This window comes from Sandaracinaceae bacterium (assembly GCA_020633055.1).
GTDB lineage: Bacteria > Myxococcota_A > Polyangia > Polyangiales > Houyiibacteriaceae > JADJJE01.
In genome coordinates this window covers 886,986-904,971 of the sequence record JACKEJ010000005.1, presented here as the reverse complement: position 1 = coordinate 904,971, position 17,986 = coordinate 886,986, and the positions used below count along the sequence as shown (strand labels likewise).

15 protein-coding genes are annotated in these 17,986 nt (G+C 71.0%); 8 read left to right on the top strand and 7 right to left on the bottom strand.

The window, feature by feature from the left end:
- Positions 1 to 21: 21 nt before the first annotated feature.
- Both H6726_08695 and H6726_08690 read right to left on the bottom strand, forming a co-directional pair.
- Complete coding sequence (locus H6726_08695; protein ID MCB9657710.1) at positions 22 to 1,521, bottom strand: TolC family protein; 1,500 nt, start codon at positions 1,519 to 1,521, stop codon at positions 22 to 24.
- Positions 1,522 to 1,941: 420 nt separating this feature from the next.
- A complete protein-coding gene (locus tag H6726_08690) occupies positions 1,942 to 2,319 on the bottom strand; it encodes a hypothetical protein (GenBank protein MCB9657709.1) in 378 nt (125 codons plus the stop codon).
- A gap of 367 nt (positions 2,320 to 2,686) precedes the next feature.
- On the opposite strand from H6726_08690, the gene H6726_08685 reads away from it, so the two are divergent.
- Positions 2,687 to 3,724 carry a hypothetical protein gene (locus H6726_08685; protein ID MCB9657708.1) on the top strand — a complete coding sequence of 346 codons (1,038 nt, stop codon included), beginning with the start codon at positions 2,687 to 2,689 and terminating at the stop codon, positions 3,722 to 3,724.
- A gap of 75 nt (positions 3,725 to 3,799) precedes the next feature.
- On the opposite strand, the gene H6726_08680 is transcribed toward H6726_08685, so the two are convergent.
- Entirely contained in the window at positions 3,800 to 4,423 is a 624-nt protein-coding gene (locus tag H6726_08680; protein ID MCB9657707.1) for a TetR/AcrR family transcriptional regulator, read from the bottom strand.
- Positions 4,424 to 4,606: 183 nt separating this feature from the next.
- Here H6726_08680 and H6726_08675 point away from each other — a divergent pair, with 183 nt between their 5' ends.
- From H6726_08675 to H6726_08660, 4 genes are all read left to right on the top strand, one after another.
- A complete protein-coding gene (locus H6726_08675; protein MCB9657706.1) occupies positions 4,607 to 6,991 on the top strand; it encodes a DUF5110 domain-containing protein in 2,385 nt (794 codons plus the stop codon).
- A 62-nt stretch (positions 6,992 to 7,053) separates the two neighbouring features.
- A complete protein-coding gene (locus H6726_08670) occupies positions 7,054 to 7,605 on the top strand; it encodes a hypothetical protein (protein ID MCB9657705.1) in 552 nt (183 codons plus the stop codon).
- A 55-nt stretch (positions 7,606 to 7,660) separates the two neighbouring features.
- The gene (locus H6726_08665) at positions 7,661 to 9,592 is read left to right on the top strand and encodes a serine/threonine protein kinase (GenBank protein ID MCB9657704.1); all 1,932 of its coding nucleotides are present in this window, start codon (positions 7,661 to 7,663) and stop codon (positions 9,590 to 9,592) included.
- A 26-nt stretch (positions 9,593 to 9,618) separates the two neighbouring features.
- A complete protein-coding gene (locus tag H6726_08660) occupies positions 9,619 to 10,437 on the top strand; it encodes a hypothetical protein (GenBank protein MCB9657703.1) in 819 nt (272 codons plus the stop codon).
- Between the two features lie 43 nt (positions 10,438 to 10,480).
- Here H6726_08660 and H6726_08655 read toward each other — a convergent pair whose 3' ends face one another.
- A complete protein-coding gene (locus H6726_08655) occupies positions 10,481 to 11,599 on the bottom strand; it encodes a LamG domain-containing protein (protein MCB9657702.1) in 1,119 nt (372 codons plus the stop codon).
- Between the two features lie 234 nt (positions 11,600 to 11,833).
- Between H6726_08655 and H6726_08650 the strand changes: the two genes are divergently transcribed.
- The 3 genes from H6726_08650 (at position 11,834) to H6726_08640 (ending at position 15,002) form a co-directional block, all read left to right on the top strand.
- A complete protein-coding gene (locus H6726_08650; GenBank protein ID MCB9657701.1) occupies positions 11,834 to 13,636 on the top strand; it encodes a hypothetical protein in 1,803 nt (600 codons plus the stop codon).
- 80 nt (positions 13,637 to 13,716) lie between these two features.
- Entirely contained in the window at positions 13,717 to 14,367 is a 651-nt protein-coding gene (locus H6726_08645; protein MCB9657700.1) for a class I SAM-dependent methyltransferase, read from the top strand.
- A 122-nt stretch (positions 14,368 to 14,489) separates the two neighbouring features.
- Positions 14,490 to 15,002, top strand: coding sequence for a hypothetical protein (locus H6726_08640; protein ID MCB9657699.1), 513 nt, complete (start codon positions 14,490 to 14,492; stop codon positions 15,000 to 15,002).
- A 124-nt stretch (positions 15,003 to 15,126) separates the two neighbouring features.
- On the opposite strand, the gene H6726_08635 is transcribed toward H6726_08640, so the two are convergent.
- From H6726_08635 to H6726_08625, 3 genes are all read right to left on the bottom strand, one after another.
- Entirely contained in the window at positions 15,127 to 15,741 is a 615-nt protein-coding gene (locus H6726_08635; protein MCB9657698.1) for a TetR/AcrR family transcriptional regulator, read from the bottom strand.
- Positions 15,725 to 16,777, bottom strand: coding sequence for a sterol desaturase family protein (locus tag H6726_08630; GenBank protein MCB9657697.1), 1,053 nt, complete (start codon positions 16,775 to 16,777; stop codon positions 15,725 to 15,727). The genes H6726_08635 and H6726_08630 overlap by 17 nt, the downstream gene beginning before the upstream one ends.
- 254 nt (positions 16,778 to 17,031) lie before the next feature.
- Positions 17,032 to 17,982 carry a DUF1152 domain-containing protein gene (locus tag H6726_08625; protein ID MCB9657696.1) on the bottom strand — a complete coding sequence of 317 codons (951 nt, stop codon included), beginning with the start codon at positions 17,980 to 17,982 and terminating at the stop codon, positions 17,032 to 17,034.
- Positions 17,983 to 17,986 lie beyond the last annotated feature (4 nt).

Below are 17,986 nucleotides of genomic sequence, written 5' to 3'. Positions count from 1 at the left end.
CGGTGGATCGTGCTCTAGACATCATTGTTCTCCTCCGGCGGTGCTTTCCGCGGAATCTTGTGTGGACCCTGGTGCCGTGGACCCTTCGGTCGCGTCGTCTCCTGTGCGCCAACCGCCGCCCAGCGCGCGGTACACCTCGACCGCAGCGCTGAGCTGCAGCCGGCGGATCTCGATCAGCTCGATCTGGGCCTCGAGGGCGTCGCGGCGCGTGGTCAGGACCTCGAGGTAGTCGGCGCGCGCCGAGTTGAAGAGGTTGTTCGAGATCTCGATGGACTCCGTGAGCCGCGCCACCTGCATCTCCTTCAGCTCGAACATGCTGCGCAGGTTGTTGATGCGGCTGAGCGACGTCATGACCTCGACGTAGGCGCCGAGGATGGCCTGCTCGTACACGATGACCGCCTGCATCTGGCGCGCGTTCGACGCGAAGTACTGCGCCGTGATGTCGTTCCGGTTGAACAGCGGCGCGAGGATGTTGGCGAACAGGTTGTAGACGATGGAGCCCGGCGAGATGAGCTGCCGGATGTTGTAGGAGTGGAGCCCTACGCCCGCCTCCAGGCGCAGCGCGGGGTAGAAGCGCGCGCGGGCGGCCCGGACGTCCAAGGACGAGGCCTCGAGCAAGAGCTCCGCTTGGCGCACGTCGGGTCGGTTCTCGAGCAGCTGCGTCGGTAGCCCGGCAGACACCACCATGGGCTGCCGGGAGAGGAAGTCCGCGGAGCTGCGGGGGATGGGCTGCGGGAAGCGCCCCAACAGGAAGTTCAGCCGGTTCTCGCGCTCCACGATGGCCTGGGCGATCTCGTACTGGTTGGCTTGGAAGCCGCGCAGCTGCGCCTCGAAGCGGGTGACGGCGAGCGACGTGACGCGGGCCGACTGCAGCTGCGCGCGCACCAACTCCAGCGCGGTCTCCTGGAGCGCGATGCTGTTGGTGATGACCTCCTGGCGGGCGTCCAGCGCGAGCAGCTCGTAGTAGAGGTTGGCGATCTCGGCCACCAGCCGGGTCACCATGAAGTTCCGCCCCTCGACGCTGGCCAGGTATCGGTTGACCGCCGCGTCGCGCAGGTTGCGCAGCTGGCGCCAGATGTCGACCTCCCAGGACGCGAAGAGTCCGACCCGGTAGTCCTGCAGGTCTTGGCGGAGGCCCGCCTGTTCGTCGCTGCGACCCTGGCTGCTGTGCTCGCCCACGCGCTCGATGCCGGCGCCACCCCCGATGCCGAGGCGCGGGAGGTAGTCGCCGCGCCGCGCCCGGATCTCGCTCTGCGTGACCAGCATCTCCTGGACCAGGATGTTGAGCTCCTGGTTGTTCTCGAGGGCGACGTCGATGAGGGCCACCAGCTGGGGGTCCTCGAAGAAGTCGTGCCAGTCGACCAGCGCGGAGTTGCTGGTGTCGAGGGCACCTCCGAACGCGTCCGGGACCTCCGTGTTCGGGGCCCGGGCGGCGCCCTGAGGGAGCGCAGGGACACAGCCCGCGACCATCAAGGACACGCCCGCGAGCACCGAGAGCGGTGAAACCAAGCGGCTACTCATGTTGACTCTCTCTTTCCGTGAGCGACGACCCCAGCCCGTGTCGATGCGCAAGACGACGGACGGCCAGCGTGCCGTCCTGCTTGCCGATGACGACAAGCTCGGACCCACGACGCGAGAGGCCGTGGGTATGGAGCGACGGGGGGATGAACTCTTGACGCATGCGGGGGACCCCTGAGGGGCAATGGTCGAGCAGGGCCGGGTTGCGGCGCGAATTACAGGCGCATCGGGCCGCGTGGCAGCGCGTGGGACGGGCCCAGCACGGACGTGGCGAGACTGTGTGCGAACGACGTGGCGCTACGGAGACGGCGCTACGATGCGAACGTGGGAGCGCACACGTGATCGTGTGACTCCAGCCGTGTTCACCAGCGTCGGCCCGGACGAAACGAGGTCAGGGCGGGCAGGCGCGGGGTGCGCGACGGCTCAGGCGCGGGGCGGCGCGCGTGCGCCGACGGCCGCGGTGAAGTGGGCGGGCTCTACCTGCTGATGACCGAGGACGAAGTCCTCGCTCGGCTCGCCGACCCGCTGCGGCCCGAAGGGCGCGTGCAAGGTCGTGAGGGCGTCTTCGAGCTCCACCTGGTCTTCGTCCAGGTTGTCCGGTCGACGCACGTCGGGTTCGAACTCCTGCGCGGCCTCGTCCATGGACAGCACCGCGTGCCCGGAACCGGACTCGCTGTGCTCCATGACCTGGGCGACCTGTGCGCTGGTGGCGATGGGCGTGCTCGCGGAGAGCAAGGCCGCTGCCAGCCAGGCGAAGAAGGCGGTCGCTCGCAGTGTGGGAAGCGCGGGCATCTCGAACACGGGTTCTTTAGGCCCGGAATGACGCAGGCGCAAGCCGTCACGCTGCGCCGTGTCAATTCACATGACGCTGCTGACGGCCTGCGCTCGGTCGCCACCCACCGTTCCCCCCGGCGACACGGAGTGGTGACGCTTGAGTCCCCGAGATGGACGTGCTCCCCTGTCGTGCACTTCCCATGGCGGGCCCGGGTCCGCGTGAGGCCCCATGCGATCACCCCTCCATCATCCGCGTAGGCTCGCGGCGGCCATCCTGACCGTCGCGTCATGCGCGCTCCCTTCCGCGTGCGGCTCCGGTGGGTCTGACGCGCCAGTCGTCGTCACGACGGAACTCCATCATCGGTGGCGCGACCTCCCGCATCGCCTCTCGCGCATGGAGCTCACGTCCGAGGTGCTTCTGGACGAGAGCGGTCTGCGCGTCGTGGCACAGAACGATGGCGGCGCGGCGGGGTTGTTCGACCGTCCGAACGTCCGCGTCGGGGTCGAGCGCTGGGACAGCGCACGTCTCGAGAGCGTCGAGGGGAGCGTGCTGATCACCATCCCACCGCACGCGGCGGCGATGCCCGAGCTGCACGTCGCGAGCGCCGTGGCGACGGTCACCGACGAGAGGCTGGCTTCGGCCGACACGCTGGTCGCGTTCATCCGCGGCTATCGGATCGACACCGACCTCTACGAGGTGGCGCCGGACTTCGCCGAGCGCATCCCCTACGACCCGGCGCTCGGCTACACGTCGCAAGGGCTCGGCATCCAGCTGGGTGCGCCCGCCGTCGAGGGCGACGACATCCGCTTCGCGGTTCAGGCCCGGAACAGCCTCGGCCTCTCGGATCGGGCGGACATGAACGAAGCCATGTCCGAGGCGACGACGTGGGTGCGCGTGGACTACCTCCTGGTGGGAGCCTTCGGGCGCAGCCACGGCGCGCGCGCTGCGGCCGAGTACACGCTCAGCTACGCGACGTTTGGCCAGAACACGGTTCACGAGCACGCCGACCCGTCGGCGCAGGAGGCTACGGTGACGGGAGAGCCGGGGCTGCCCAACGGCCTCCTCGGGCTGACCGGCTTCGACTTCTGGTTGAACGTGCCCGGGCGGATCGACCCGAGCTGCGTCGAGGTGCACGCCATGGACGGCATTGCTTCTGGACCGGGCCGCTACGTGACCGAGCTGAGCGTGCGCCTCTGGGACCCCCAATACGAGCCCGGTTCGGGGCGGGCGACGGCCAAGGTCGACATGATGCTGAGCAACTCGTCCAACTTCACGGAGGTGGGCAACGTGTGCCTCGGGCTGCGAGGCGAGGTCGGCTTGCTGCAGTTCGGTGGTGCGGCGCGCTCCTCCTCGTTCGAGACGGACACGGTCGAGCTCCCGCTCTCGCGCGGCCTCCCCCACACGTTCGACGCGTTGTTCGACGAGCTCTGAGGGTCCGCAGGTGGCTCCCGGTGTGGCAGCGGAGCTGCGCAGCGTGGTGAGGTCGTCGTCCCTGCCAAGAAGGCCTCAGCCGCCCAAGCCGGTCATGCGGGTGGCTACCTTCAGCAGCGTGAGCACCGCGGGGACGTGGGCGTCGCGGCCGCTCATGCGGTCCAGCACCAGGCCGTTCATGAGCGCGAACACCAGGCGACGCGGCGGTTCGGCTCCGGCGGCACGCGGCAAGAACCGCACGTAGCGCTCCGCGATGCGCTCGTCGAACTCTTCCATCAGCCGGATCAGCTCGGCCCGCAGCACGGCGTCGTTGCGCGTGGCGACCACGAGCTCCACCCACGCGAGGGTCGTGCCGCCGTCGATGGCGCGCCACAGGAGCTCGATCAGCGCGTCGGTGTCGGGCGCGCCGTGTGGGTCGTCGAGCAGCCCGAGCGCGTCGACCTGTTGCTCGAACTCGGCCAGGCGGCGCTCGAACACGTGACGCACCGCGGCCACCATCAGGGACTCGCGGTCCGGGAAGTGATGTAGCAGCGTGCCACGCGCGACCCCGGCGCGGCGCCCGATCTCGACCGTGGTCGTCTTCGCGTAGCCGACGTCCAGCAGCGTCTCGAGCGCGGCGTCCAGGATGCGCGCGCGGGTCGCGGCCGAGCGCTGCGCGTCGTACTCGGCGCGGGTGCGGGTCGTGGGCTTGGTCGACACACGAGGACTGTAGCGCGGGGCGCCGTCCCCGTCATCTCAACAGTCACGCTTGACGGTTGAGTGGTGGCGTGCTCTTCTGCCGGCATGCAGTCGTTGGAAGTGGAGCGCGCGACGCGCGCGGTCTCGTCTCGGTCATGGCGGAGCATGCGGCCTCGCACAGGAGCGTCGTGGGTATGGCTCGCCATGAGCCTCACGCTCGGCGCGTGTGCCAGCAGCGACGGCAGGTTGCCGTCGGTCGTCGAGGGCAGCGCTCGTTTCACGGTGATCACGCCGACGCTCATCCGGCTCGAGTACGCGGCGGACGGGCAGTTCGAAGATCGCCCGTCGCAGACGGTCGGCGTGCGACCCGTCGGTCGCACTCCGTACACCACACGCCTCGAGGGTGACGAGCGCGTCATCGAGACCGAGGCGCTCACGCTGCGCTACCGCGTCGACTCCGGTCCGTTCGCGGCCGACAACCTCACCATCGCGCTGCGTCGTGGTGATGAAGACGTCGCGGCGCGGCCCGTCTTCGGGGACAATCAGCCCAACGCCGAGCAGCTGGGCGGCTGGCTGCGCGCGCTCGATCTCTTGGGGACCTCCGCGCCCATGAACCCGGGCGTGCTGAGCCGGCGAGGCTGGTACCTGCTGGACGACAGTGGAACGGCGCTGCTGACCGCGGAGCGTCCGGGCTATGCGGTGCGTCCGGAGCGCGAGGGGATCTACCAGGACGGGTACTTCTTCGGTTATGGGCTCCAGTACCGCGCGGCCCTCGCCGATCTGCGTGTCTTGACGGGCGCCGCGCCGCTCCTGCCGCGCAAGGCGTTCGGCGTCTGGTTCTCGCGCTACTGGCCCTACTCCGGCGCCGAGTGGCAGGCCGTGGTCGAGGACTTCGCGCAGCACCAGGTGCCGCTCGACACGATCTCGCTCGACACCGAGTGGAAGGAGACACCCGAGGGCAGCGACTGCACCCTGCTCAACAGCTTCACGGGTGCCCCCGAGGGCTCGCCCTGCTCGTGGAACGGCTGGGACTGGAACACGTCGCTCTTCCCGGACCCCGAGGGGTTCGTCGCCTGGGCGCACGAGCGCGGCGTGGGCGTGGGGCTCAACGTTCACCCGTCGATCAACGCGGACGACCCGCTGCTCACGACCCTCGGCGAGTTCGTGGACTCGCTGCGGCCCGACATCGTCGGTTGCGGCATCCTGCAGGGCGACGCGGACAGCCGCTGCTTGGTGTTCGACCTGGGAGCGCGTGAGCAGCTGGACGCGTACATGGAGCTCCACCGGCCCATCGCCGAGAGCGGTATCGACTTCTGGTGGCTGGACTGGTGCTGCTCCACCACGCGCGTGAACGTCGCCGGGCTCACGGGGGACACGTGGCTCAACGAGGCCTACCTCGCGGAGCATCGCCGCATGGGTTCCCGCTGGCCGGCGTTCTCGCGCATGGGGAGCTCGCGAGGTTCCTGGGGTGCGCGGCCCGAAGCGGGCCAAGGGCTGGTGGGGCAGGGGGCCTTCGCGGAGCACCGCGCGACCCTGCACTTCACGGGGGACACGTGCTCCACTTGGGAGCTGCTGCGCTTCGCGGCCGAGTTCACCGCGGCCGAGGGCGCGGCCGTGGGCCTGCCGTACGTGTCGCACGACATCGGCAGCTTCCACGGCGCGCGCGAGGAGGGCTCCGCATGCGGCATCGCCCCCTTTACCCCGCTGCTCCCCGACGACATGTACGTGCGCTGGGTGCAGCTGGGGACGTTCCAGCCGCTCATGCGGCTGCACTCGCAGCACGGGCGCAGGCTGCCGTGGGAGTACACTGGTGAAGCCCAGAGCGTAGCCACGGAGTTCCTGCGGCTGCGTGAGCGCCTGGTGCCGTACCTGTACTCGCTCGCGCGGGAGTCGCACGACACGGGGCTGCCGATGGTGCGCGCGCTGTACCTGCAGTGGCCCACCCGCGAAGAGGCCTACGTCGAGGGCAGCCACTTCACGCTCGGTGACGGGCTGTTCGTGGCGCCGGTAGCAGCTCCAGGGACGCAGGCGGCCGTCTCCTTCTGGCTCCCGCCGGGGGAGTGGTTCGACTTCTGGACGGGCGAGCCCGTGAGCGGGGACGCGACCATCGCCCGTGACGTCGCGCTCGCCGAGTACCCCGTGTATGCGCGTGCGGGGACCATCGTGCCGACCCAGCCCGACATGCTCACCAGCAGCGCTGGGCCGCAAGACGAGCTCACCCTGCACGTGTGGGCCGGCGCTGACGGCACGTTCGACCTGTACGAAGATGCTGGCGTCGGCTTCGACTACGAAGGTGGCCGGTATCGGTTCACGCCGGTGCGTTACGAGGACGGCGCCAGCTGCCAGACGGTGGAGATCGGAGCGTCGGAGGGGCGCAGCTTCCCAGGGGCTCTGGCTTCACGCACGTGGCACCTGCGTCTGGTGGGGGTGCCCGAGCCCACCCGCGTGCGCATCGGCGACGTGGACGTGACCGCTGGGGACGCCGCGCCCGGCTACCAGTACGACGCCACGACGCGAACGCTGACGGTGCGCACGGGTCCGCAGCCCACGAGCGCCGACGTGCGCGTCAGCGTGGGGAGCTGCAGCTGACGCGCGGGTGACGTCCCTGGGAGGGATGTTGCGCGAGGGAGCGATCAGGTAGGGTATCGGGGATGTCCCGCCCGCCTCGCATGCGGCCCACGTTCGAGCTGCCCCTCGGTGTACGCGGCCCCAGCCAGGACGCCGTGCTGGACGGGCTTCGCGTGGTCATGTCACGGGACCCTGCGGGGATCGGCGGCGTGGTGTTCCGACGCACCGCCGTGCTGTGGCTCACGCGTGAGCGGCGTCGCTTCTACTCGCCGTGCTTGCACGTCCACTTCGGGTCGCGCCCAGACGGTGAGCGCACGCTGCTGGGCCGCTTCGCGCCGCACCCGAACGTGTGGACGGGGTTCATGGCGGGCTACGGCGTGCTCTCCATGGTGGCGCTGCTGTCCATCGTGTACGCCTACGTGCAGTGGTCGCTGGGACACGCACCCTGGGCGGCGCTCGGCTTCCCGGCTGCGCTCGCGCTGATGGGCTTCGAGTACGGCGCGGCGTTCATCGGACAGGGCCTGGGCGCGGAGCAGATGTACACGTTGCGACGGCTGCTGGACGAGGTGCTCGAGGGCGGTGAGCGTGGGACCGCGAGCGACGCGCCTTCCCCGCCGCCGACCAACGCCCCCTGATAGGCGTGCGCGTGCCCAGTTGCGGCCCGCGGGCGGATGGAAGACGCTCGCGCCGGTGGACACCCCGAGCACGCTCGAGACCCTGCACGCCCGCCTGACCGCAGCCAACCTGCCCAGCGACGTGGACCCGCGGTCGCGCGTGGACGCGGTGCTGTCGGACGAGCTGCGCACCGTGCTCGCCCACAGCCAGCTGGGACGCATGCTGCACGCGCTCCAGCCGCTGCACGTTGCCCGCACCCCGCCAGGGAGCGACCCTCCTTTAGCGACCGTCGATGGTGGGCTCGGTGGGCCCGACCTGGTGGTGCGCGGGCGTCTCGGCGAAGGGGGCATGGGCGTCGTCGAGCTCGCGGAGCAACGCTCGCTGGGGCGCGAGGTGGCGCTCAAGCGCCTGCGCGAGAAGCCGGAACACGAGGCGCAAGGCTATGGGCTGCTGGACGAGGCGCGCATCCACGGGAGCCTCGAGCATCCAAACGTCGCGCCCGTTCATGCGGTGGGAGCCGACCCCCAGTTCGGGCCGACCGTCGTGCTCAAGCGCGTCACGGGACAGACGTGGAGCAAGGCCATCCTGGCCGACGCCACGCGTCTCCCCCAAGAAGCGGACGCGCTCGAGCGCCATCTGCGCGTGCTGATCCAGGTCTGTCACGCGCTCGACTACGCGCACAGCCGGGGCGTGTTGCACCGTGACGTGAAGCCCGAGAACGTCATGCTGGGGGAGTTCGGCGAGGTCTACCTGATGGACTGGGGGCTGGCGCTGCGCCTCGAGAGCCACACGCCCGGCGCCGAGCTGCCCATCGCGGGGACGCCGGCCTACATGGCCCCCGAGATGGTCCGAGGAGACGGCGACGCCATCGACGAGCGGACCGACGTGTTCCTGTTGGGGGCGACGTTGCACGAGGTGTTGTGTGGGGCGCCGCGGCACCTCGCGGGCTCCATGTCGGAGACCATGCTGCGGGCGCTGCAGGCCGACGTGGTGGTCTACGGGGACGAGGTGCCGGGCGAGCTGGGGGCCATCGCCAACCGCGCGTGCGCGGCGGAGCCCAGCCTCCGCTATCCGAACGTGCGGTCGTTCCGCGAGGCCGTCGAGGGCTTCTTGTCCCTGCGGGAGACGCACGCGCTCGTCGCGAGCGCAGAGACGCTCCTCGCCGCGGCGGACGGGCACGATCCGCGGCCTCTCTATCAAGCGCAGTTCGTGCTCGCCGAGGCCCTGCGCGCGCGGCCCGGGTTGCCCGTCGCGCGGCGTGCCCTCACGCGCTGTCAGGCGCTCCTCTTCCAGCATGCGCTCGAGCTGGGCGAGCTGCGCCGCGCGGCGGCGTTGCTGGACGAGCTGGGCCACGACGCCACGGCCGCCCAACACGAGGCGCTCACTGCGGCCCGAAAGGCGCGCGAGAGCGAGCGCGCCCGCATCACGGCCCTGGAACGCGACGCCGACCCGCGCCTGGCGCAGGCGGTGCGCTTGCGCGCGATGTGGGTGGCGTGCGCGCTCATCACGGGGACGCAGTTGGCCCAGCTCTGGGCGGACCCGAGCCCGGGGTTCGGTGGCAGCCCGATGAACCTGCTCTACCCGTTTCTCGCGGCCACCTTCTTGATGGCGGGCTACCTCGCCTCCCGCGCGCGCGATCTGGCGTTCACGGCGGTGGACCGACAGTTCCGTCAGGTCATGGCCGGCCTGCTCGTGTCGCTGCTGGTGTCGCGCGTGGCCGGTGTCCTCGGGGGCCAGGACGTGCCCACGATTCTCGCGCGCGACACTTTCGTCTTTTCGGCGGTGCTCACCGTGCTCCGCGTGCCGCTGCGCGGCACGTTCGCTCTCGGTGTGGTGGGCCTCGGCCTCGGCCTGGCGAGCCTGGTGTGGCCAGCGCTCGCGCGCTACCTGCACATGGCGCTGGTCGAGCTGGTGGTGCTGGGCGCTGCCGTCGACCTCACGCTGGAGGCGCGACACTTCGCCCGCACGCCCGCGCCACCGTCCACCTCCGAGCGCCCCCCACGCTGAGGCGTGCGCAGTGCACTATGGGGACCATGAGCCCTCCACCCGAGTCCGAGCCGAGCGACGAAGCCGCCCTCTTGCTGGCGGAGCTGCCGCCACCGCAGGGAAACGGGGAGGACGCGCTGCACGCTTGGGTCCCCGCGCTACAAGCGCTACCCCTTCGTGACGGCCAGGTGCTGAGCGAGCTCCTCTACTTCGGGTACGTGCAGGGGAAGCTGCGCGGCGTCCTCCCGGAGACCAGCGCGCTGACCGAGCTGCGCGCCCTCGGCCGCGTGCTGCGAGACCTGCCGGACGAGCTGCTGCACGGGTGCGTGTGGGACCGCATGCACGCGTCCACGGAGGACGTGCGCCGGTGGACGTGGACGCGCGAGTGGACGCTCCTGTCGCAGGACGAGGACCTGATGGTGATGGAAGACGCGCTCATCCCCGCGCTGCTCGAGGAGGTGGGCGCGGGGTGCACCAAGCGCGCCTACGTGGCCTCCATCGTCGCGCACCACGCGCGCGACAAGGCGCACGGCGCGCTGGGCCGTGGCGCCGCGGTGCTGGCCGAGAGCCTCGCGTGCGCCGGCGCTTGGGCGGAGCTGGCCCAACGCGCCGGGGCGCTCGCGGAGGCCGAATACATGACGCGGCTCGCGGGCTATCGGTCGGTGCGCGTGGTGGACGCCGACGACGTCACGCAACGCGTCTACGACCTGCGGCGCTGCTATCCCGACCCGGCGCGTGTGCCCGTGGTGCGCGCCGTGGGGGACCGCTACCAGGCGCAGCTCGTCGAGCGCCCGTTTCAACGCACCCTCCACGTGGAGCGGGCGACGGGGCGCATGTGGACGACGGACGGTTCGGTGGAGCGCTGACCGTGGGGAACGCGGGGCCGTCTGCGCGCGGCGGGGGCCGGGCTCAGCGGCAGGCAGCGGTCGCGAACGTCACCGCGGCGCTCGCGACCGATCCGTTCAAGCCGTTGCCCGACACGTCGCGCACGGTCCCGCTGCCCGGGGCCTCGTCGAGCGGGTAGAGGGCGACCGTCTGAGCGTCGGCCACGAGGCGTGCAGACGGCGTGAACATCGACGTGTAGCGGGTGCCGGTGGAGAGCCGCACGTCGGCGATGACCCCGCTGAACGGGCTGCTCGTGACGGTCGCGTCGTAGTCGCCAATGGTGAAGGGCTGCGCCGTCGCGTTGATCGCCGACAAGCCAGCGAACCAGCTCTGCCCAGGGACGCCGTCGACGAAGATGGTCAGCGTCTGCGCGCTCGTGTCCACCACCATCGCGACGTGGTGAAAGGTGTCCGCGGTGAGCGGCGTGGGGTGCAGATAGTCCGCGGCCGTAGCGCCGAAGCGCGACGCGGTCGCCGCCACCCGGCCGTCGTCCGTGAGGGCGAGGCGATACGCGAAGTTCTGGTCTTGAGCGGTCCCGTAGTGCGCGGCGATGACCCGCCTCGCGAGCACGGACGACGCGGTGGCGGGTGCGACCCAGGCCTCGAGCGTGAACGAGCCCCCGGGGTTGAACGACGCGTCGGTGGGCACCTCGACGCGGCCCGCGCCGCTGAACGTTGCCTGGTGGCAGACGGGCGCGCCTCCGTCCATGGGGCCACCATCGGCCACCGACGCGTCCTGTCCAGCGTCGACGCCCGCGTCTCGGCTCGCGCCCGCGTCTCCGCTCGTGCCTGCGTCTCCGTTCGTGCCCGCGTCCCCGTGGGTGCCTGCGTCAGACGTGCTCGCGTCCACCAGCACGGCTGCGTCGTCGCTGGCGTCGAGGGTCACGTCACCGTCGTGCGCGACGCTGGAGTCTCGCGTGGCCTGGTCCTCGTTCGCGGCGTCGACCAGGTTGTCTCCGTCCGGCGCGGACACGTCGACGACTGCACCGTCGCCGACCGAACCGTCTCCCGCGCCGCCGTCGGTGTCCTGACCCTGGTCGGCGGGCGGCGTTGGCGAACCGCAGCCGCTCGCGCTCGCGAGCAGCAGGCACGACGAGAACACGGTACTCAGTAGGCGGAAGGGAGGCCGGCGGGGCGAGCGCATCCGTCGACAGTAGCAACGTGGCTGGGGCAGCAGGCGTTCGGGAAGCGCCTGCGGATACGGATTCCTTCGGAGCCGCGCCTGTGCCGGGCGTGGGGGGAGGCTCCTCACCGGGCGTCGTTCGGGTGCACGGCTGGAGCGGTGTCGGCACGACTCACCGTCGTCGTCGCTTCTCGTGATCGAATGGCGAGTCATCCGCACTACCTCCTCGCACCGCACGTTCGGACAGGAGAATCCATGCCCACCACCAAGCCCTCACGAACACGCCACACTGCGCTCTGCGCCGCGCGCGCCGCCTTCCTCTGGTTCGCCGTCACCCTGACCGGCAGCGCGGGCTCAGCGCAACCCACGCCCACGGTGGAGCCGATGCCCGTGGAGCTCGCGGTGACGCCAGCGCCGGGACGTCGGCGAGCCACCGCGGGAGGGCGAGCCTTCTGCGGGCTGGGGCTCGGCGTCGGGTCGCTCCGTCACTCCGACCTCCGGGCCACGCGGCTGCGCGAGCACCTCGCGCTGCGGCGCGTCGCCGAGGGGAGTGGGCGCCTGCAGTTCGACCCGCCGCACCTCGCCGCGGTCGCGGCGCTCGCGTGCCATCACTACGAGGACCCCAACACGGGAGCCTGGCTGAGCGCCTACCGGCAGGTGCTCGTCAACGCGTTCGACCTCGACGATGCGTCCATCGACGCCCTCCTCGGTGCGGCTACCCGGCAACACGGCCAGCGCTGGGAGTTCGCGTGCCAGAACCCTCGGATGCCCGTGGCGGTGACCCCCCCTCAGCAGGCGGTCACGGACATGCGGACCATCCTCTGCAGCGGTGTCGAGCGGGGCGGACTGGCCGCCAGCCTCACGTACTGGATCGACGGCGGCACGGGGCTGGAACGCAGCACGACGCCGCACGCGGACCGCGCGGCGTTCGTGGGGCAGCTCGTACGCGTCGCGCGCCACTCGGGCATCATCCCGGAGGTCGTCGTCGACCCGGGGTCAGTGGAATTCATCGGTCAGCTGCTGGCCTACTCCGACTTGGAGCACATCGACGTGGCGGGGGCCGCGCGTGAGCTGGCGGCGTCGGGCCTTGGTGCGGACGAGCGCGCGTTCGCCACCGCGGTCGTCGCGCGCATCCGTGTCGTCGCGCTCGCCACCAAGCGCGCGTTCGACGACGCGCTGCGCGCTGATCCGGCGCTGCGACGTGTGTTCGTCGAGGCCCCGGCCGCCGCGCTGCGCGACTACACGGTCGAGGCGTCGCGGCACGCCGAGGCCCTGCGGCGCGCGTGGGACGTGGAGCAAGCGTTCCTCGCCCGTGACCAGGCGGCGCTCGCACGCTGCACGGTCCCTGCGCGCCGTGACCTCCTGGGCTATCTGCAGGGGCGGACGCCTGCGTCTCGAGAGCAGGTGATGTCGGCCTTCGACAGCCCCGTGGGCTTCGCGTTGGCGGCAGCCGTCGCGCGCTGCGAGTTCGACGATCCGACCCAGGCGAGCGGGGCCGTGCGTGCGCTGGGGGACCCGCTCGCGCGGGTCGCCGTCCAGCGGGGGCCGCGCGTCGCGATGCTGATGGCCGCGGCCCGACAGTCGGCGATCGAGGCGCAGGCCAACCCTGCCTTCGCGTACCAAGTGCTCGTCGACCGCTTCTTCGGCGCGATCCCGAGCGACTACGACTGGACTTCGTTCGGGTCCACGGGAGTGGCGCGTTCGGCCCAAGGGGTCGTCCTCCAGGCCGTCCCGCGTGGCGACGTCGTGCGCGTCCAGTTCCGGGCCGACATCCGGCAGGAGCCCATCTGGCGCTGCACGCCGACCAACCGCATCGCACGCATCGAGCGTGATGGGACAGTGCGCTACCACGAAGACTGCGTCGTCGTCGGTCAGCGTCCGGTCGACGTGGCACCCGAGCCCATCGAGATACCCGCGGAGCTCGCGTCGGGCGTTGCCGTCGGTGTGTTTCTCGAGGCCGTCGCTGTCGGAGAGGGTCGCCGTGCGTATCCTCTTGCGGTCCGTCCGGATCACGCCGCCCCCGAAGCCGTCGTGCTGGGCGTCCCGCTTCGCCGCTGAGACACGCGGCGGGCCCGTTGTGTCCAGCCGCATCTCGCCTAGAATCCCGACATGGTCGAACACCAGGATCCCGTCTCGCGATGAGCCGCGTCGCTGACCTGTGGGAGCGCGAGGCCCTCTCACGCCTGCTCGAGTACGGCATGCGCGGCGTCGATCCCGTGCGGCGCGAAGTGCTCTCCGCAGCCACCGGTCGCGTGCTGGAGCTGGGCTTCGGCACGGGGGCCTCGCTGCCGCACTATGGGCGCGAGGTCTCCGAGCTGGTCGCGGTGGAGCCCGCCACACAGCTCGCTGCCATCGGGCGCGAGCGGCTCCAGCGCTTCGCTTCCGAGAGGAGCGTCCCCGCGTCGCTGCTCGAGGCGTCGGCCACGCGCCCTCTGCCGCTCGACGCGGGCTCGTTCGACACGGTCGTGATCCTGTTCGTGCTCTGCTCCATCGAGCGCCTCGACGAGGCCCTGGCGCAGACGCGGCGCATGCTCCGCCCTGGGGGTTCCGTCGTGCTCGCCGAGCACGTCGCTGCCGAGGGGTCGTCGCGTGTGATGCGCGCGCGCGCCGGAGTACAGCGGCTCGTGCGGCCCGCGTGGAAGCTCGCGCTCGGCGGCTGTGACCCGCACAAGTCTCTCGATGGCGCGCTGGAGCGACACGGCTTCGACGTGAGCGGCTTGGAGCGTCGCGAGCTGGGCCTGCCTTGGGTGGTGCGCTCCGGGCTGGTCGGCCGGGCCGTCAAGCGTTGACGGCCGAACGAGCGGGGCGCACCACCAGCTGCCGCAGCACGCGTAGAGCGCTCTCGTGGCGGGTGCGGTGATCATCCGTCGGGGGTCTTTCGAGCCGCTCGGACGTGTGCGACCTTCGGCACATGGACTTCGACCAGCTGCGCAACCTCATCAAGTCGTCCCCTCGCTCCACTGGGCCCGACATCGACCAGCGTGCCCGTGAGTGGCTCGCGACGGCCGACGTCGAGGTCACCGCGGGGCCGGAAGACGGCGCACCCATCGTCCTCGCCGTGCTGGGCGTCGACGAGGACTGCGAGGCGCGCATCTTCGCGTTGCCAGCGGGCCTGCTCGACGAGCAGGCCCACGCCGACCTCGCCGCGGTGCACGGACGCTACTTCGAGTGGTTCTTCACGGCCGACCTCGCACCCGAGCAGTTCGCTGGGGCGTTCCGCTTCTGCAGTGGCAGCAGCACCGAGCCAGACATCTTCGCGGAGCAGGTGGAGGAGCTGCGTGGTGACGTGGAAGCCGAGGGCCTCGAGATCGACCTCGACGCGCTGGTCGCGTCGGCCGGCGCGTGGAACGAGCACGCCATCGCGTCGGGCGCCACGCTGAGCGGGCCGATCACGCACGTGTACACCGCGAACCTCTGCATGTAGGGGCGCGCGTCCCCAGGCTCGGTCACGGCGACCACGAGGCGTCTCCTGGGGCTGGGCTCGGCTGGGCTCGGCTCGATGGAGAGGGCCGCGATGGCCGCGAACGGTCTCCGCAGCGCGGTGTGCATCAGGTCGCGTTCGGCCCGCTCATGTCCAACAGCGCCGTCAGCTGCTCGGTGACGTTCCTCAGCGTGTCTTCTGGGCTCAGCCCGTAGTCCCGGCGCAGGGCGTACCACGTGCGCGCGCCGGTCAGCGTCAGCACCATGGCCATGCGGCGCTTGCGCTGGGAGTCGCTCAGCCCCTCGAACGCGTCGCCGTGGTGCAGCTGAATCCACGCGGCCTGCAGCGCGCGGCTGCGCTGCGTGTACTCGCGCACCAGGGGGACGCGGTGCTCTTGGGTGATGACGCGCATGGTGCGGTCCCCGAAGGTCTCGTAGAACGTCATCAGGTGCGCCAGCGCGTCTTGCCAGGTATGGAGGCGCGAGAGATCGAACCCCGCCATGGTCGCGCTCAAGAAGCGCTCGGCCACCAGCGCAAAGAGCGCCTCTTTCGAGCCTCCGGTGCGCACCACCGTCTGGAGGCCGACGCCCGCGCGGGCTGCGATCTCCTTCAGCGACACCGCGTCGTAGTCCTGCTCTCCGAAGCACTCGGCCGCGGCGTCCAGCACCTGCTCGCGGGTGCGCTGGGCGCTCTCGGCGCGTGCGCCCATGCGATAGGGGCGGGTCTCAGGCTTGCTCGGCATGGGGGATCAGGGGCGCGCCGAGCGCACCCACAGCGGCGGCGCTTGGGCCATGGGAGGCGCCGTCGGCGTCGTCCACGACGGTGTCCGGCGCGCTCGTCACGGCGAGGCCTGCGCTGGGGAGGGCGGCGCTCCGTGCGGCCAGCGCCTCGTAGTGGCTCAACCGGAACGGCACCGCGAGGTGCGCCCAGTAGGACTCGGGGATGGCGGCGTCGGCGATGCCCACGTCCAGGCCCGGCTCTTCGCCGCGCGGCAGGTGGAAGGTGCCGAACACGTGGTCCCAGAGCATGGTGGTGTTGCCGAAGTTGCGGTTCGACTCGTCGAGGTGCACGGAGTGGTGATAGCGGTGGACGTCGGACGTGGCCACCACGTAGCTGAGCCAGCCGGGGCGAAGCGCGATGTTGGCGTGCTGCAGGAGCCCGTTGACCGCCTTGTACACCGTCCACGCGCCGAGCGCGGCTGGCGAGATCCCCAGCAGGATGAGCGGGCCCGTCTCGCAGGTGAGCGTGAGCACAGCGTTGAGCGGGTGGGTGCGCGCGCTGGCCATGACGTGGAGCTTCGCGGCCGAGTGATGGACGGCATGCACGCGCCATCCCGCGCGCGTGAGGTGCATGACGCGGTGCGCGCTGTACGCGCCCAGGTCCGCCACCACGAGGGCGAGCAACAGCTGGAGCGCGAGCGGCAGGTCGCTCGGCCACAGCCCGAAGCCGATGGCCGTCGCCAGCTGCGCCCCCACGCCCACCAGGAGCGCGAAGACGACCGCTCTCACCAGCGGGGCCACCAGCGCGGCGGTCACGATGTTGTGCAGCACGTCGATGCCCACGGTGCCCCACGTCGGCTTCCAGCGCTCGCTGTGCGGCATGAGCCGCTCGACCACCAAGAGCAGCGCGCCCACGAGGAACACGGCGCCCAGCGAGGCCTGTGGAGCGGGCAGCTCCAGCCACAGCCCCAGCTGGAAGAGGCCGAGGGCCAGCAAGAGGGCGCCCCCGTACCCGATGTGGCTGATCCACGAGCTGCGCTCATTTGGTGGTAACGTCATTCCCGTTAAATAGATCGGACGCATCCTCGCGTCAATACCCTCCAACGATGAACCGACGTCCTGGCGCCGACTCGCGGACCGTCGCGACGTCCAACGCGGCACGGGGCTCGCTCCCCGCGTGCACCGGCGCGCCATCGGATGGACCGCCGGTGTGACATGTCATGACCGGCCCATGTTCACGACGGCCTGCTTCCATGGGTCGTCGTGGCCTTCGTGCTCCGCGTCCAGGCCATGCGTCCGTCGCAGCGGTTCACTCAGTGCGGGATGCTGCGCCGCGGGCGCAGGCTCACCTCGTGGCGGAAGCCCTCGAGGACGAGTGACACGTCGAAGATGCTCTCGGTGTGCTTCAAGAGCGGGAGGTACACGCAGCGCCGTGCCACCGCGTCCAGCTCGTAGCCGAAGTACATGGTCATCAGCGGGTTGATGAACAGCTCGCTCCCCCGGGTCCGCTCGGACAAGGGGACGTCGCCAAAGTCACCGCGCAACGCGGCAGCGATGCTCGCGTTGACGATGCTGACGCGCGCGGGGTGGTCGCGATGGGCGCTCTCCACGGCGTCCAAGTAGGCCGCGCCCTCGTGGGAGGCGCGTGGCACCGAGAAGGCCCCCAGGAACGCTCCCTCGCGGTCGAGCGCCGCCGTGTTCTCGAGGAAGTGCGCGTGGCACACGCCGTGGAACGTGTCCACGCCGAACCCGAGGCAGGCGACGAGCTTGGTGGGGACGGACAGCGCGTGCACGGCGGCCAGGCTGGCGATGTCCTCCTGCGGCGTGCCGAGGCCCGCCTCGTCGCCGCGCATCAGGATGTCCGTGCCGCCGTCCACCAGGACGATGGCGTCTGCGCCCGTGTGCGCGACGAGGTGCCGGTACGCCGCCGTCAGCGGGCGCACGCCCACCTTCTCGAGGGCGTAGACGGTAGGGTCGAGCTCCCGTGACCTCAGCCAGCGCGACAGTGAGCGCTCGGGGAAGTACCGGTCCTCGCCCACCGTGTCGGGGGTCACACGAGCCACATGGGGCGCGACGTAGTCCGCGTCGGTCCCGCCCAGGTAGGTGAACGTCAGGTTCGCGAAGGTCACCCGCTTGCCCTGCGTGAGCAAGTGAGTGGCCAGGGGGATGCTGGCGAACACGTCATAGCCGCCGCCCGCGCCGGCCAAGAGCACGTGGGAGGCGCCTTCGAGGCGGGTGAGGAGCGGCGGTGTGGCGAGCTGCATGTGG